Genomic DNA, 15044 nt, shown 5'->3' with positions numbered 1-15044 from the left:
CGTCGAGACCCCGGCCACCTACCGCACGTGCCACCGCGACCAGCAGTGGCACGGCCACCCCTCGACCCCAGGAGCGGCGCACTGCTGCCGCGCCGGCTTCATCCCCGGCACCGCCTTCTTGACCCGGTCCGCGACGGGCACGGGATGCCGCACGTCGTGGCCGCACCGCGGGCACCGCTCGGAGGTCGTCACCCCGCCAGCATCGAGCCTGTAGGTAAAGAGCGATGACGCCCCGGTGTGAACGTCCGGGAACATCACCGCAGCACCGGCTCAGCCCGAGGACCCACCTGAGGCAGCCCACATCGCCAGTGCCGCGAGGCTGATGCCGTCCCGCACGACCCCTTCGGCGACCAGCCGCGGCAGCTCGGACGCCTCCACCCAGACGACCTCGTCGACTTCTCCGTCGCTCGGCCCGGGGCTGCCCTCGCCGATGACGACCTTGAAGACGTGGATCCTCGTGGGGACCAGGGAGGTGTCGAGGTCGAGCTCACCCAGCTTCCGCGCGGACACCGCAGCGTGCCCGGTCTCCTCCAGCAGCTCGCGGCGCGCGTCGTCCTCGGGATCCGCCCCCTCCCGCATGCCGCGCGGGAGCTCGAGTCGCGACTCCCCCACGGCAGGGCGCCAGACCCTGACCAACCCGACGGTGCCACCGCGCAACGCGACCATCACCACGCCGCCGGCATCGTCCCCGACGACCACGCGGTGCTGGGTCCAGGCGCGGCCGTGGTGCTCGACCTCGGCGCTCTCGACGGCGAGGAACGGCGGCGAGGACCGCCACACCTCTACGAAGTCGCTCACGACCTGCTCACCGACAACATCGCGTCGAGCCGGCTAGGCAGCACGTTCCTGATGACGGCGGGCGCGTCCCACGGCACCGCGAGCAGCACGCTGACGGCGAAGACCGACCACGCGAGCCACCCCGCCTGGTCACCGAGACCAGGCACGGCGATGAGCACGGCCAGGAGGGCGAAGACGATCGAGCGCGCCACCCCTCGCACCTCCTGCCACAGGCTGGCGACGCTGGTGGCGGCGTCGGCCCGGAAGGCGAGGGCGAGCAGGTGACGCCGTCGCCGGCCGTCGAAGAACGCCTCACGCTCCGCCGTGGTGGCGTGCACGATCTGCGCGAAGACCGGAGGCGGCGCGGTGGTGGCCGTCTCGAGCAGGTGCCCGGAGACCCGCATCATCTCCCGGCCCGGCGCCTGCGCGCCCGCTTGGCCGGTGTCGGTGAAGGTCACCCACTCCGCCCGGTGCTGGCGCGCCATCGCATCGAAGTACGCCGTGTTGTACGCGCTCCGCAGCCGCCGGAGCTCCTCGCGGACCGCCGGGTCGGTCGCGCTCGCGAGACCGCGATCGTAGGCGTCGAAGACCGCCGACCGGTCGCCCCGCGACGTCGACGCGATCAGCTCGTCGACCTCGGCCGCCTCCGAGGTCGACGAGAGGTCCAGGTCGACCCGGAACGCCGGCTTGGCGGTGCCGTCCGGCCAGGTCAGCAGCGGCTCGCTGCCGATCTGCCCGCGCTCGGAGGCACGGACCCACCGCGCCCACGCGGCCCGCAGGTCCGGGCCGATCCAGTCCTCAGCCGGAGTGGGCCCAGCCAGCTGCCAGCGGAAGCCCGGACCGCGGGCGACCTTCGCCTCGAGCGCCTCGGCGAGGGTCGGCTCGCGGTGCAGCACCGTCAGCGGCAGCCGCTGCGGCGAGGCCCCGAGCAGCGTCGCCAGCTCGCCCGGCTCCAGCTCGGTGAAGAAGCGGCTGTCGAGGAGCATCGCGTCGGTCACCAGGATCTCGCCGCCGACCAGGTGCGCCAGCCGCAGCGCGCCCACCAGCCGCGCCTCCACCTCGACGTCGGCCAGCTGGTGGTCGCTGTAGAGCCGACGGGTCGCCACCGAGTCCAGCTCCGCGACGAAGATCCTTGGCCGCGTGCTGGTCATGGCCAAGATTCCCATGCCACCGCGAGCCTCAGCCTCTGATCAGCGGATCTGGAACGGCTTGTCGCTCACGTCGTAGAAGTAGTTCCCACGCGCCTCGACCATCATCCACGCCGAGTCGGCAGTGATCCCCTCAGGGATCAGCACCTTCTTCTTGCCCTTGTTGCGGGTGTTGTTGGCCAGCACCGTCGACCAGGTCGCTCCGTCATCGGTCGACAGCAGGATCCGGACCTTCTTCGCCAGGTCACGCGTGCCGTTGACCGCCCAGCGCACCCCGACCGTGGAGCCGGCCGCGACGTCACGACCGGTCCGCTGCGACCGCACCAGGAACGGCCCGGCCGAGCGCCGGACTCGCAGCGCCACGTCGGCGTGCCCGGTGCCGCCACCGCCGGCAGACGCGTCCCGTGCCGTCAGGCGGAAGTGCATGGTCCGCCGACCGACGCCGGCACCTCCGCGGTAGACCTCGGTCGGCAGGAACTCCGAGTAGCAGTCCAGCACCCGGTCCCGCACCCGCGACCCACGGACCGCCGGGCAGCGGCCGGTCGCGGCGTTCGTGCGTCCGCGCAGCACCTGCTCGAGGTCGGGGAACCACCGCGTCGGCTCCGAGGAAGCGCTGTTCTGCCCCGGCGACGGGCTCTGGAGCGCTCCAGCACGCGTCACCCGGGCGTTGTCGCCGAACTGGCGGAAGAGTGGCCCGAGGACCTTGCGGTTGTCGAAGAGCGCCGTCCCCACCCCCGGGTCGTCCTGCTCCCAGGAGTAGGTCAGGGCGTCGCCGTCGGGGTCGGTCGCGGAGCCCGTCAACCGGAAGGGCGTCCGGATGGGGATGGTCTTGCGCTTCGGTGCGGTCGCGGTCGGCGGCTGGTTGCCCGACGCCGCCTCGGTACCCCCGGACCGCGGCTCACCACCACGGGCGATCTCGACCACGCTGGCCTCGACGCCCGGGCCACCCACCGCGGTGAGCTCGGGCCGATCGGACCGGTCACCGCCCTGGTCGGGGTTCAGCGAGCCGCTGTAGACGATCTGGAAGCCAGCATCCGACGGCCGTCCGATCCCTGCCGCCCGCGGCGACTGCTGTCCGAGGTAGGGGTCGTAGTCCCAGCGCGCGATCGGCACCCGGCTGCCGACGAGCGCCGAGATCGCGTCCTGCACGTCGTCCCGGTCGTACGCCGGGCCGCGAGTGAGCGTGATCGAGCGGCCGTCGAGCGTGAGCGTCACGGTGTCGCCGTCGGTGTCGAACCCGCTCAAGGAGACCTGCTGCACCTCGGTCACGTCCGGCAGGTCGCCGACGTCGCCGCTGACAAACCCACCGATCTCGCCGATCGTGTGCTGGGAGAAGTAGGGATCCGTGTGCGGCTGCAGGTCGTCGGCGCCGCAGATGCCGGCGTAGGCCATGATCGAGGACCCCGAGCCCGGCTCGACCGAGGCATTGGAGCCGTTCGCGCCGCAGAAGTCGCCTGCACCGTTGAAGGTGTGCTGCGCGGCGAACTGGTGCCCCAGCTCGTGCGCCACGTAGTCGACGTAGTAGAAGTCCCCCTGCGGCTCGGCCAGCCCGGTGCACCCGCCGGCGGCGTAGTCGCGCCCGGCGACACCGAGCCAGGCGACACCCCCACCGTTGACGCCCAGCATGACGTGGCCGACGTCGTACGCCGAGGCGCCGATCAGGTTGCCCAGCACCAGCCGCGCACGTCCGAGGGTGTCGATGTCGCAGCGGTCGAGCATCCCCGGCTGGTTCCCGACGCCGGGCTCGAAGCACGGGCTGGCACCGCACGGCCCGTCCGCGCCGGTCGCCTCCGCGTCGGTGTCGAGGTTCAGCTTCTCGGTGTCGTCGACGAGCAGGAACCGGACCCCGAGGTCGTCGTTGTAGATCTGGTTGAGCCGCGTCACCAGCGCCACCTTGGCCGCCAGCACGTTCTCGCTCCCGAAGTACGCCGCGTAAGTCGTGTCGTTCAGCAGCGCCAGCCGGTACGTCCGCCGCACCACCTCTCCGGAAGCTGAAGATGGTTGAGCAGAGAGGCGCGCCAGCGCCGAACGTCCGTCGAAACCATCGGAGACCAGCGGCTCCTGCAGGCCGACCGCCCCAGGCGTCGCCGGAGCGTCGTCGCCAGAAGCCGACACGACGTGCCGAGCACCCCCAGCACGACCGGCGGGTTCGACGACCCATGACCTACTCCCGCGCACCGAAGCCGAGACCCCGAGCGGCGTGACCGAGACCGCAACGGTCGAACTGGGGTCCTCGACGGCTCGCCCGACGTAGGACCTCAGCTCCGGGTGCTCAGCCGCGAGCACCGCCTCCATGACCGGGATCGGCTCGACCGTGAACTCGGTGATCCCACCATCAAGGTCCGGCAGTTCCAGCACATCTGCCCGCAGGTCCCGCCTGATCTCCCGCAGCGACAACCGGACGACCTCGTCGCCCTGCCCCGTCACTGATGGTCGAGCAGCCCGAGCGCCAGCGAGGGCGTCGTCGAGACCGAGTGAGGGAGAAGCGGCCTGCACCACCGCAGGCGCCACCACCGCAACAGCACACGCCGCCGCGAGGCCCGCCCGCAGGATGTTCACTGCCCCAGCGCCCAGCGCCCGAACAGCGTCCCCTCGTCCTCCAGCAGCATGGTGAGCCGCAGCGGCACGTCGATCGGCGCGCCTTCGGTGATCCGGGGGTAAGCACCGGCCACGAGGCGCGGCACGGTGGTCTCGGTCAGCTCGTCGACGCAGCCCTGGAAGACCAGGTCACGCAGGAGATGCGGCCCGCCCTCGCACAGCTGCGAGGTCCAGCCCCGCTCAGCAAGCGTCTGCTTCAGCAGCGGCAGGTCCACCCGGTGCGACCCGAGCTCGAGCACGTGGTCGGCGCCGAGGATCTCCTTGGCCGACTCCAGGCCGTCCGACCGGGAGCAGGTGGCCAGGTAGACCGAGCCCTCGGGCGCGCCCTGGAGGGACTGGGGTATCTGCGCCTTGCGGGACACCAGGACGATCGGGGTTCCCTTGATCGGCGAGTAGCGCTCCGCCTTGGCGGTGCCGGCGCCGACGATGACGACGTCGGCGAGCGTCCGCAGCATGGCGAAGACCCTCTGGTCGGCGGCGTTGTTGATGGAACCGGTGAGTGCGTCCTCGCCGGTCGACGACCCGTCGACGGTGCTCACCATGTTGACCCGGAGGAACGCCTCCCCGGCAGGCGGCGCATAGAGCGCGGCCAGGTCCTCGTCGCTGATGTTCTCGGTCGGCTCGGCGCCGGTCAGGACTCGCATCTCCACCTCATCACCGGAAGTCGTGGACACCAGCGTCTCAGGCGCGCGAACGCGCTCGCCTGCGACCCCCGGATGATGTGTCTGGACCAGACCGCAAGGGGCGCCTGCCGTGGTGCAATGAAGGCCTCTCACCCCTCAGGGTGTTCATCAAGGTGTAACGCCGAGGAGATGCAGATCAGCACGGCGAAACGTAAAGTGCGCTTCGCGCTTCAGATGCGGCGCGGACGGGATAAGCCACTCAGTGCGGAGGGGCAACGGCGAAACCCGCCCCTGGGCGGAGACATGGGATCAGCTGAAATGACGCTGTTGTCGGACACCACGACTCGCTGGGCTGCGGGCGCCCGCAGCCGCTACCTCCGGGCACTGCCGCTCACCGCCCTGGTCATCGACCTCACCATCATGCTCGTCGTGGGCCTGGTGGCCATCGTCGGGCGTCGCGAGTTGGCCATCTTCACCGCCTCGGCAGACGTCGAGAGCACGCTGACCTTCGCCGGCCCGCTGATGATCCTCGGCTGGGTGGCCACTATTGCAGTCGCTGGCGGCTACCGCACCGATGTCTTCGGCGCCGGCCTCGATGAGTACAAGCGGGTCTTCAACGCCAGCCTCCTCGCGGCAGGCCTCGCTGGGGTCGGGTGCTACCTCGCGAACTTCTCGCTCTCCCGAGGCTTCTTCCTCATGGCGTTCTTCCTCGGGGTCCCCGCCCTGTTGACAGGACGGCTGGTGCTCCGGCGCGCCATCCAGACGGCTCGCACCCGTGGAGTGCTGCGGCAGCGCGTCCTTATCGCCGGGTCCCGCTCCCATGTCGACGAGATCGCTGTGGTCCTGAGACGCGAATCCTGGCTCGGCTACCAAGTGGTGGGAGCGCTCACCCCAGAGTACGACCTCAGCGAGGAGACGGCGACCGGAGTCCCCGTCGTCGGCAACGCCAACGAGGTGACGGCACTAGCCGTAGTCATGGACGCCGACGTCATCTTCTTCGCCGGCGGATCAATCGGCGCCTCCAGTCAGCTCCGCAAGGCGCTATGGGACCTGGAGCGGCACAACATCCAGGTCGTGGTCGCTCCCTCCGTGAGCGACATCTCCGGCGAGCGGATCAAGATCCGTCCCGTGGGCGGTCTGCCGCTCATCCACATTGATCCCCCGACGTGGACTGACGCCTCCCGATGGGGCAAGCGCACCTTCGACGTGGTGGGCTCGAGCGCCCTCATCCTGGCGTTTACACCTCTCCTGGTCTTCGCAGCCCTGGGCGTGTGGCTCCATGACCGGGGGCCCGTCTTCTTCCATCAGACCCGCATCGGGCGCAACGGAGAGGAGTTCGCCTGCCGCAAGTTCCGCACCATGGTCGTTGACGCCGAAGCTCGCCTGACTGAACTCCACGCCCAAGTCGGGTACACGCAGGGGCTCTTCAAGATGGAGTGCGATCCCCGCGTCACGCGCCCCGGCCGCTGGCTCCGCCGCTACTCGATCGACGAGCTCCCGCAGCTGTTCAACGTCCTTACCGGCGAGATGAGCCTTGTAGGACCGCGACCGCCGCTCCCTATCGAAGTGGAGAAGTACGACGACAGCGCAAGCCGTCGACTGCATGTACGTCCCGGAATGACTGGCCTGTGGCAGGTGTCGGGGCGCTCGGATTTGCCCTGGGACGAAGCGATCCGCTTGGACCTCTACTACGTAGACAACTGGTCGATGCTTCAAGACCTTTCGATCCTGGGACGCACCTTAGGCGCCGTCTTAGGGAGTCGTGGCGCGTACTAGTCAGGCTTTCGCAGATGAGGGTGTAGCTGGGGGTCGCTGGTCGGACGGCCTAGGTGTGGTGAGAAGGATCGAGGTCTTTCGAACATGGAGGCTCTTACACGCTCATCTCGAAAGACCTCGACGTGCCTGACGCTACCCGCGTGGCGGCCTTCGCCTGCGCTGATCTGACACCTTCTGCCGCCTCAACGAACTAGGGCTGGTGGTGACCGCTCAACGCCTCGACCCCGACCGAGCGGTCCTGGCTTTTAAGGTCGTCGACTCTGAAGGTTCGCTCGAGCGGTGGTGTCGCCGCTGCGCCCGCGAAGGCGCCATCAGACCCGGGGCGATTCACTGCTAAGGGCCGTGGGACTCGATGAACTTCTGCTTGGTGCCGTGGGCAGCACAGAGGTCGCGGACGACAGTGCCCTGGCGGTAGGCCAAGGCGCTGCCGGTATTCAGCCGTTGGATGCCCGCGACCCGGATCGAGCCTCAGGACGCGCTCGTCGCCTTGACCCGATACTGTCGATCAAATCCATGACTGGAAGGTCGCTCGTACCGGGCATTCTCATTCGAAGTTGCCGCTCGCGAGGTGACGTACGCGCGCCAACTCTCTGTCCACGCGGGCCGACATCTCGTCTAGGGAATCAAGCGCGGCCTCCACGACCGCCGGAAGAGTGGCCACCTGGCCGCTCACGATCGGAACAGCGTTAACCTCCAGACCGAAGAACTTCATCAGCCCCTCTACCTTCCCCTGCGTCGAGATGAGGACTGGCACCGCTCCGGCACACAGCCCAATGACCCCAAGATGCATCCGTCCTGAGACGACGAGTGCGGCTCTTCGACACAGGTCGTAGACCTCGAAGGGCGACAGCAGCCCCTCGACCACCTCCACGGTTCCGGCCGGTAGCCGACCCGCGACAGCACGGCAGGCCGCGAGGTCGTCACCGCCGCCACGAATCACGTGGGGGAGGAGTGTGACTGAGTAGCCGCGAGACACCAAATCCGAGCACACATTGGCGTACGTCGATGTCATGTTCCCATCTCTGGCGACGAGCCCGCTGGCGTTCACGATGACCCGATCCCGCTGAGGAAGATCCTGCTCACTTGGATCCCCAAAGAGGGCGAACACGACATCGGAAACCTGCCTTGTAGATGAGATTCCGTCACGCACGATACGCGCGAGCGAGAACTCGTCTCGGACGCACATGATTACGCCGCTTTCGGAAGCGCGCCGAAGATGGTGCGTTGCACGGGCACTCGCGGTTCCATTCCAGCTGAAGCCGAGGACTCGGACGTCCAATCCTCGGCGCCGAGCGAGTTCAAGGGCCTGAGCGCGAGCGACGGACGCGTCCTCGTTGTACGCCCCGTCCATGATGTCGGCACCGACGAGCGCAACGCTGCGAGCGTGCCCTAACAGCCTCCAATAACGCCCCAGGTCGACGAGTGCCCTGAGGGAGCGGCGGTAGAACAGGTGGGGCATCTCGACCACCGATACCCTGTTTTCGACCGTACTCAGGATTCGGATATCGGCTCGCCTTCGCACGACGACAAGAACCTCGCCAGGCGTGTTTTTGATGAACGACGCCACCATGGCCTCGTCGCCAATGTTCCCGCCGCCTGGCGGGGCAAGGAGGACTGCCGGCGCGCTCGCGGTGTTCGCAGCCCCGGGACTGGCCGAGCGGGACGGGAGGAGCCGGGCGACAAGTAGCGCGATTGCGGCCGGCACGCTCAGTACCCGCAACACCATCGCCTTTGGACTCACCGACCGATCCTCCTTCTTCGAGACCACTCAACAACGCCGAACATGGCACTAATCACCGCCGCAACGTGCGGCACGGACCCCACCCCGCGCAGTGCGAAGCTCACTCCTCGCGCGAATTCGCCTGAGGCGAACGCTGAGCGCGCTAGGTGCACCATCACGAAGTCACCCCGGGCGCGGCGCCCCATTCCCGCCGCGTGACGCTTGTAGAATGGCAGACTGTCGCGCCAGTCGCGTCGCCGGGAAATGGATCCTGCGCTGTCCTGCGCGACGTTCACAAGTGGCCGATCCACGAAGACGTGGCCGTGGGCCTCATCGAAGACCCGAGAGACGAAGTCCCAGTCTTGGTGTTTCCGCAGACCTGGATCCCAGCCCACCGAAGCCGCTAGGTCCGTCCTGCAGACCAACGCTGAGGATTGGACGTAGCCGTAGCCGTGTCGGAGGCCGGGTCGGAGAACCAAATAGTCCAGCATCCGCTGCCCCGGCTCGAACGGTTGTTCAGGGAGGATGCGGTCGGCCTTACCGTTGGCACGGAACCGCACGGAGCTCCAGCCAATTTCGGCGTGAGCGTCCTCCATCGCTTGGACCATCTCGGCAGCCTTGTCCGGCTCCCACCAATCGTCGTCGTCCAGATAGGCCACGTAGATGGTCTCAACCAACTCAGTGCCGGCGGCTCTGGCGAAGCCTCCGCCGCGCCGGCCAGGTGTGATCACCAGGCGCTCGTCCTCGCGCAGCATCGACCTCACGGCATTCTGTGCGCTGGGGTCGTCGAGAACGACGATGACCTCTACGCGAACCGTCTGGTCGCGGACCGACGAGATCGCCCGCGACAGCTCGGGCCGCCCCACTGACGGAATGATGACGGTCAAAGAGGCAGTCATGAGCTTGCTCTCCTCTCGCGCAGCAAACGCCAAGTCGCGACAGGCAGTTTCAAGGGTTCGATCAAATACCGATAGGCCAGGCGCTTGGGGTCACGCACGAGCCGCCACATCCACTCCAGCCCTGAAGACCGCATCCACGCGGGAGCGAGTTGCTGGTAACCGACCAACTGATCCAGGGCACCGCCGACCAGCGCGATCTTCGACCGGGGGAAGAAGGCGCGAAACTTGGCCTCCAAGTGTTCCTGAAGGGGCATACCGAGACCCACGATCACAAGGTTGGCCTCCGCCGAAGGCCCCCCTATCGGGTGGCGGCCGGCGAGCAGCTCGGCGAGCCCATCGTACCCGTCGATCCCCTCGATCCCCGACGTCCCGACCTCGCGGTCGTGGAGCTGGCGACAGAACTCCGCGTTCACTGATGGCGATCCCCCGATCACAACGATCGGGGCGCGAGACGGGGGAAGAATCCTCAACCAGTCCGTCGAACCCACCTTCTGCACCCGTTTCCTGAACGCCAGCGACGCCAACCACGCGATCGGAGAACCATCAGCCAGACTCACCGCGGACTTGTCGTAGACCCGCCGGAAAACCGGGTCGACGCAGTACAGGTAGAGGCTGTGCAGGTTGCACCCGGTGATGGTGCCAGTCTTTGTCGGATCGTTCACCCAGGCAACAATCTCCTCGGCCGAGTACGGGTCGACAGGAAGGCGCCAGGGACCGAGGAACCTGCGTTCAACCACGTGCAGCCTCCACGAACTTCTCGTGCACAACGGCCAACTCGGCGCGGGCGGCCCGCAGCGGGTCCCCCCAGGCTGGAGTCTCGGATGCAAACGCGGCGAATTCTGTGAGATCCTCTGCGTTCGCCTCCTCGCGCGACCACTCCGGATGCAGCATTCCGGCCGCAGATAGGTGCGTGCGAGTCTTGCTGTCGCTGGCGCTCGCGAAACCGATCGGGATCGAGCCCTCGGTCACGGCGACGATGAGAGCATGGATCCGGTCACTCACCACGTACCGGGATTCGCGGTAGAGGGCGCGCACTGCCGCTTCCTGTTCTCCGTGACCGACCTGGCGTGGCCAATCGAGAACGCGTGATTCAGGCACGAGCTTCGACATACGACGCGCTAGGTCGGCGTCTCGCCTTACCTGAACCACGAAGACGACGACTAACTGGTGAGCGTGCGCGAAGCTGGAGATCACGTCAGCAGCAAACGCCAGATCCAAGGGCCTGTCAGGCCTCAAGGACACGGCAAGGATCTGGCGCTTGCGCGCGATCGACACCTCGCGCTCTTGCAAACCCTCGGCAAAGGCTAGGTCGCAGGACGGCCGACCCGGGAACCGAACGGTGGTCTCGGTGTCGCGCCATGCGTTAACCGCGGACATCCGAACGCTTTGCCGCACCAAGGTCTCACTCAGGCGGCTGCCGAGACCGACGGTCCGCTTCAGACAGACCCCGACCCGCAGAGCCGGACGGCCCCCCTTCAGTCGAGCTAGGGCCTGGATGGTCAGGAGGGGCACGAGGGAAAAGGCCGTCCTCATCTCTAGCCGCTGCTCACCGGGATTGAAGACCAGTACTCCTCTCCCTCGCAGCGTGTCGCGGAAGAGTCCGATCATCCACTTCCGCTTTGAGGTGTAGACCTTCACGTCACCGCCCACGCTCGCGAGGGTTGAGGCGACGAAAGTCTCCGATGCGGCTCCCATAAAGACGTGTATACGCCCGCATTCGGCCGACCAGCGCGCCAGCACCCTTCGCAGGACGACGTCTCCGATGTTGTCATCCTGCCCGCGACACAGATAGTAAATCTCTGACATATGTCAAACCTTTGCGGTAGTCGTGGGGCGTGCGATCTTCCACAGCTGGATGAAGTCTTCTCTGTAGGGGCCGATGGCAGCTATAGCCAAACTTATGCACGCCAGATAGACGGCCGCGCCCACAGCGAGGGTCGCGGCGGCTCCGTCTACCGAAACCGAGCTCACCCCCACTGCCGCGAGACCGGCTGCGACGCAGACCGACAACGATCGGAGGACAGCCGTCGCGAAGTACCGAATCGAATAGCCGCACCGGGTCGACAGCCACCACATGGCGAACGGGACGGACAACACGGAGACCGTCGAGAAGGCTATCGCGACGCCGGTGGCACCGCTGGGAGCCGCAGCCACGACGGCTACAAGCAGCAGACCACGGCTCCATAAGGTGTACCGCAGGTTCGCACCACTCCACGCTTGCCCCAAAAAGACCCAGTACAGCCCGTAGCCGACTGTTTGGCTGAAGCCAGCAATAGCCAGAATACCGGCCAAGCTCGCTGCGCGGTCCCATCCTGGGCCCAGCACGAAAGGGACGAGCGTTGTCGAGAAGCAAGCGATGAATACTAGGAGCGAACCGACTGTGTTCACCAGCGCCATCGATCCCACAATGTGGAATCTTTGAAAGCGGGCGGGATCGTCGCGAAGCCGGGAGAGCACCGGGAACGCGACCTTCGTAGCGGGCCCGTTCAACTGGCTAATGGGTAGGGAGATGATTTGGAACGCTCGGGAGTACTGGCCAACGGTCCCAGAACTTGCGAAGAGTCCGAGCGCCGCCGTGTCCGCGTTACGCGCGACGTAGTTGACGACCTGGATGCCGGCGAAGTTCGCGCCCACGCCTAGGAGGTCGCGACGACCCTCGACGCGCCACCTCCACGCGGGTAGCCATCGGCTGGCACATACCAGTCCGAGCATGGAACACACAAAGGTGACCGCCTGTTGCAGCCAGAGCGCCCACACGCCAGCGCCCATGCTGGCGGCCACAATCCCAGCCAGGCTCCCGAGTAGAACGCTAGTTACGTCAACGAGGCCTATCGCCCGGAAGCGGAGCTCGCGGGTCAGCCGGGCCCGGAATTGAGCTGCCGCGCCGTTCGCGATGAAAATGACCGTCGAAGCAACTAGCAGCCATTTGAGTTCAGGCATGCCGTAGAGCCACGAGATGGGTGCGGCCAGCAGGCAGGTGACGGCCGAAAGCACGGTGGCTGCCGCGACATTGAGCCAAAAAAGAAATGATTGCTGGTCTTCGGTAATTCTGCCCGCCTGAATCGCGGCCGAAGACAGCCCGAGCTCGCGCATCGCTTCCGCCAGACCAACGACGACTAGGCAGATGGCGAACACGCCGAACGCGGAGGGTGCGACCATACGCGATAAGGCGACAAGCGAAACCAACTGCACGGCGACCCGGAGCGCCTGGGTAAGAGCCGTGGAGATGAGACCGGAACGCGCAGCGCTACCCAGGCTAGTGGCCACTGAGTGCCTCCCGATAGACAGTCGCGTGCCTCATCGCCACAGTGTCCCAATCGCGTCCGGTCAGCCGTGGCGAGGAGCCCTCGTAGCGACCGCGGTCCCGCATCACGTCAAGGACGACTGACATCTTGAACGGGGGGTCGAAACACCTGACCCATTGCGGCCCGGCCTCTGCCGCGAGCCACTCGTTGACGGGGGTGCGCGGGACCACGACGCATCGGTCCAGCGACAGGGCAAGCATAAGGATCCCGGAGTTGTGCATAGTACGGTAGGGCAACACGAGAACCTCGGCTTCGCCGATCTCTTTCGCCAAGTCCGCGTCAGGAACAAATCCCAGATGGGCGGAAATCCGGTCGTCATCTCGACAGGCATCCTCGATCGTGCGGCGCCACCCTGACGTCGTCGGGTTGCCGACGATGCGAAGGCTTAGGTCGTCATGGGCCAAGGCAACAAACTCATGCAGCAGGATGTCGAGTCCCTTGTAGTCACGGATCATCCCCGCATACAGGATGCGCCCCGGCTTGATCGAGTCCCGGCTTACGGCGGGGTACCTGCCGCGATAGTGGCCGTGAGCGATAACCGTGGTCGGCACCGCCGATCTTGGAGCTCGCGTGAACGGATTAAGGGCGATGTAATGAGCAACTCGACCGTCCAGCCACTGCAAGAGCCTTACCTCGAGGGCACCGCCGGACTCGTGAGGAGTCTCGTTGTGAAGCGTTCGCACCACCGAGACCCGGCCGAAGCGGAGTTTAAGTAAAAGCGCAGCAAAAAGCGCGCGCTTAACCATGCGGGCCCGACGACTGCTCGCTCGCAGAAGGAACTCGGGCCAGTGTGCGTGAAAGATGTCATATCTGCGGAATAGGGCGTTCAACCACGAAAAGTAGAGGTAACGAACTGAAGGGTCCGCTCTGTCCGCAAGTTGGTCGACAAAGCGAGTGGTCCCGTCCGGACCGGGCATCGACACGAGAACGGTGATTCGCGGCACATCTCTAGCCGGAGTGGCAGCGGTCACTGGTTCAGAAAAACGGTCGCGGAGCTCCGACGAGGAGACACGGTCGCCCTTGCCATTGGAGCGGGGTAGCCGACCGCGAGCATCATCACGACGGTCTCGTGATCCGGGATTGTCACGTCCGCTCGGAGTCGCCGGTCCTGGCGGGCGTTCATGCTCCAGTTCAGGCAGCAGGCTCCCACACCCTGGGCATGAAGGGAGTACTGCAGCGTCATCGTGAAGAGACCAGCATCGATATAGCCCTGATTCCTCTCGCCGGGCGTCAGGAAGCAGCGGTTGTCGTAGGTGATAAGTCCGACCCATTGAGCCGTATCACCGAAACCGCGGTTTCCGTTCTGGTGCTTGAGGCATACGAGGAACTGCGGGTCGTCACGGTGAAACCACCGCGTTCGGGTCGCTTGTCGATTGCAGACACTTGGCGAGAACAGAGCATCGCTGACCGCACTCGCCAGCAATTCTCGCGGCACGGGACACTCCGAGAAGTTCCGTAGACTACTCCTCGACCGTAGCGCCCGACGGACGACGTCGCTGGCGTTGGGGTCCACCAACGGCTCGTAGTCCTCGATTCCGGCGACACCGTCTCCCTCGTGGAGCACTGCTGCGCCGGTCGCAGAGTTGATGCGGATCACCAGATCCTTGACCCACGGGGGCGGTTCGGACCAACTCGACGCGTAAACATTCGTGGCAGCACGCAATGACCGCAGAACTTGGTCGTCCGCTTCCGCGCTCATCACGTACCGCTCCACGTCCGCAGCGATCCGCTGCAGCACAGCCTGTCCGAACCAGGGACGAGGTTCTGGCAGCGCGAGACCCTTCTCGACTCGGTGGTAATCTTTAATGAGGCGAGCTTCAAGAACCTGAGGCTGCATGGATCTAAAAACGCCAGAGTTTGCACCGAAACGCACGCCGTCCGCCCAATACGAGAAAACAAGTTGGAAGAATAGACGCAGTCGCCTAGGCATCTTCATTTCACTCCCTCGATACAAGACTCCTGGCAAGGTCCTCGCCCATGGTAGGGCAGCGCGCGCCACCCGCCGCCCGTTCCGTGAGATTGTCGAGTGACATGACACGCACGCTGAGACCTTTATGGGCTCTTCACAGACCGGGGTGTAGTTGGGGTCTGAAGCCGCCGGTCTCGAGCAGGCTCCTGGCGATGTAGTTGGTCAGGTTGCGGAAGCCGAGGGCTGATCCGCGTAGGTGTTCGAGGCGGCCGTTGATGGCCTCGGTAGG

The 15044-nt window shown here is 66.3% G+C and carries 12 protein-coding genes and 2 pseudogenes; 2 read left to right on the top strand and 12 right to left on the bottom strand.

Features of this window, described 5'->3' with window-relative positions:
• Nucleotides 1-270 precede the first annotated feature (270 nt).
• From Q1V71_RS14590 to Q1V71_RS14575, 4 genes are all read right to left on the bottom strand, one after another.
• A complete protein-coding gene (locus Q1V71_RS14590) occupies nt 271-798 on the bottom strand; it encodes an NUDIX hydrolase (protein ID WP_300644683.1) in 528 nt (175 codons plus the stop codon).
• On the bottom strand, nt 795-1943 hold the full coding sequence (locus tag Q1V71_RS14585; RefSeq protein WP_300644681.1) for a hypothetical protein: 1149 nt from the start codon (nt 1941-1943) through the stop codon (nt 795-797). Before Q1V71_RS14585 ends, Q1V71_RS14590 begins: the two co-directional genes overlap by 4 nt.
• A 24-nt stretch (nt 1944-1967) precedes the next feature.
• Entirely contained in the window at nt 1968-3905 is a 1938-nt protein-coding gene (locus Q1V71_RS14580; protein ID WP_300644680.1) for a reprolysin-like metallopeptidase, read from the bottom strand.
• Between the two features lie 575 nt (nt 3906-4480).
• Complete coding sequence (locus Q1V71_RS14575) at nt 4481-5167, bottom strand: dihydrofolate reductase family protein (protein WP_300644678.1); 687 nt, start codon at nt 5165-5167, stop codon at nt 4481-4483.
• 168 nt (nt 5168-5335) lie between these two features.
• Between Q1V71_RS14575 and Q1V71_RS14570 the strand changes: the two genes are divergently transcribed.
• The gene (locus tag Q1V71_RS14570; RefSeq protein WP_300644677.1) at nt 5336-6922 is read left to right on the top strand and encodes a sugar transferase; all 1587 of its coding nucleotides are present in this window, start codon (nt 5336-5338) and stop codon (nt 6920-6922) included.
• Nucleotides 6923-7044: 122 nt separating this feature from the next.
• Nucleotides 7045-7238: pseudogene (locus Q1V71_RS14565) on the top strand (ISL3 family transposase); the annotation flags it as partial.
• Nucleotides 7239-7466: 228 nt separating this feature from the next.
• Here the strand turns inward: Q1V71_RS14565 and Q1V71_RS14560 are convergent.
• The 8 genes and pseudogenes from Q1V71_RS14560 to Q1V71_RS14525 all read right to left on the bottom strand — a co-directional run.
• Nucleotides 7467-8690, bottom strand: coding sequence for a polysaccharide pyruvyl transferase family protein (locus Q1V71_RS14560; protein ID WP_300644676.1), 1224 nt, complete (start codon nt 8688-8690; stop codon nt 7467-7469).
• Entirely contained in the window at nt 8660-9541 is an 882-nt protein-coding gene (locus tag Q1V71_RS14555) for a glycosyltransferase family 2 protein (protein ID WP_300644675.1), read from the bottom strand. The genes Q1V71_RS14560 and Q1V71_RS14555 overlap by 31 nt, the downstream gene beginning before the upstream one ends.
• Nucleotides 9538-10278: a WecB/TagA/CpsF family glycosyltransferase gene (locus tag Q1V71_RS14550; protein ID WP_300644674.1), complete on the bottom strand. Its 741-nt coding sequence runs from the start codon at nt 10276-10278 to the stop codon at nt 9538-9540. Before Q1V71_RS14550 ends, Q1V71_RS14555 begins: the two co-directional genes overlap by 4 nt.
• Nucleotides 10271-11347 carry a hypothetical protein gene (locus Q1V71_RS14545; RefSeq protein ID WP_300644673.1) on the bottom strand — a complete coding sequence of 359 codons (1077 nt, stop codon included), beginning with the start codon at nt 11345-11347 and terminating at the stop codon, nt 10271-10273. The genes Q1V71_RS14550 and Q1V71_RS14545 overlap by 8 nt, the downstream gene beginning before the upstream one ends.
• Nucleotides 11348-11350: 3 nt before the next feature.
• On the bottom strand, nt 11351-12808 hold the full coding sequence (locus Q1V71_RS14540; protein ID WP_300644672.1) for a lipopolysaccharide biosynthesis protein: 1458 nt from the start codon (nt 12806-12808) through the stop codon (nt 11351-11353).
• Nucleotides 12798-13592, bottom strand: a complete 795-nt coding sequence (locus Q1V71_RS14535) for a glycosyltransferase (RefSeq protein WP_300644671.1) — start codon at nt 13590-13592, stop codon at nt 12798-12800. The genes Q1V71_RS14540 and Q1V71_RS14535 overlap by 11 nt, the downstream gene beginning before the upstream one ends.
• A 221-nt stretch (nt 13593-13813) precedes the next feature.
• Nucleotides 13814-14443 (bottom strand): nitroreductase family protein, encoded by a 630-nt coding sequence (locus tag Q1V71_RS14530; RefSeq protein WP_300644670.1) that lies wholly within the window; start codon nt 14441-14443, stop codon nt 13814-13816.
• A gap of 466 nt (nt 14444-14909) precedes the next feature.
• Nucleotides 14910-15044: pseudogene (locus Q1V71_RS14525) on the bottom strand (ISL3 family transposase); the annotation flags it as partial.

This window comes from Nocardioides sp. (assembly GCF_030149505.1).
Classification (GTDB): Bacteria; Actinomycetota; Actinomycetes; order Propionibacteriales; family Nocardioidaceae; genus Nocardioides.
The sequence above is the reverse complement of the archived record's forward strand: the minus strand, read 5'-3'. Positions and strand labels throughout refer to the sequence as shown.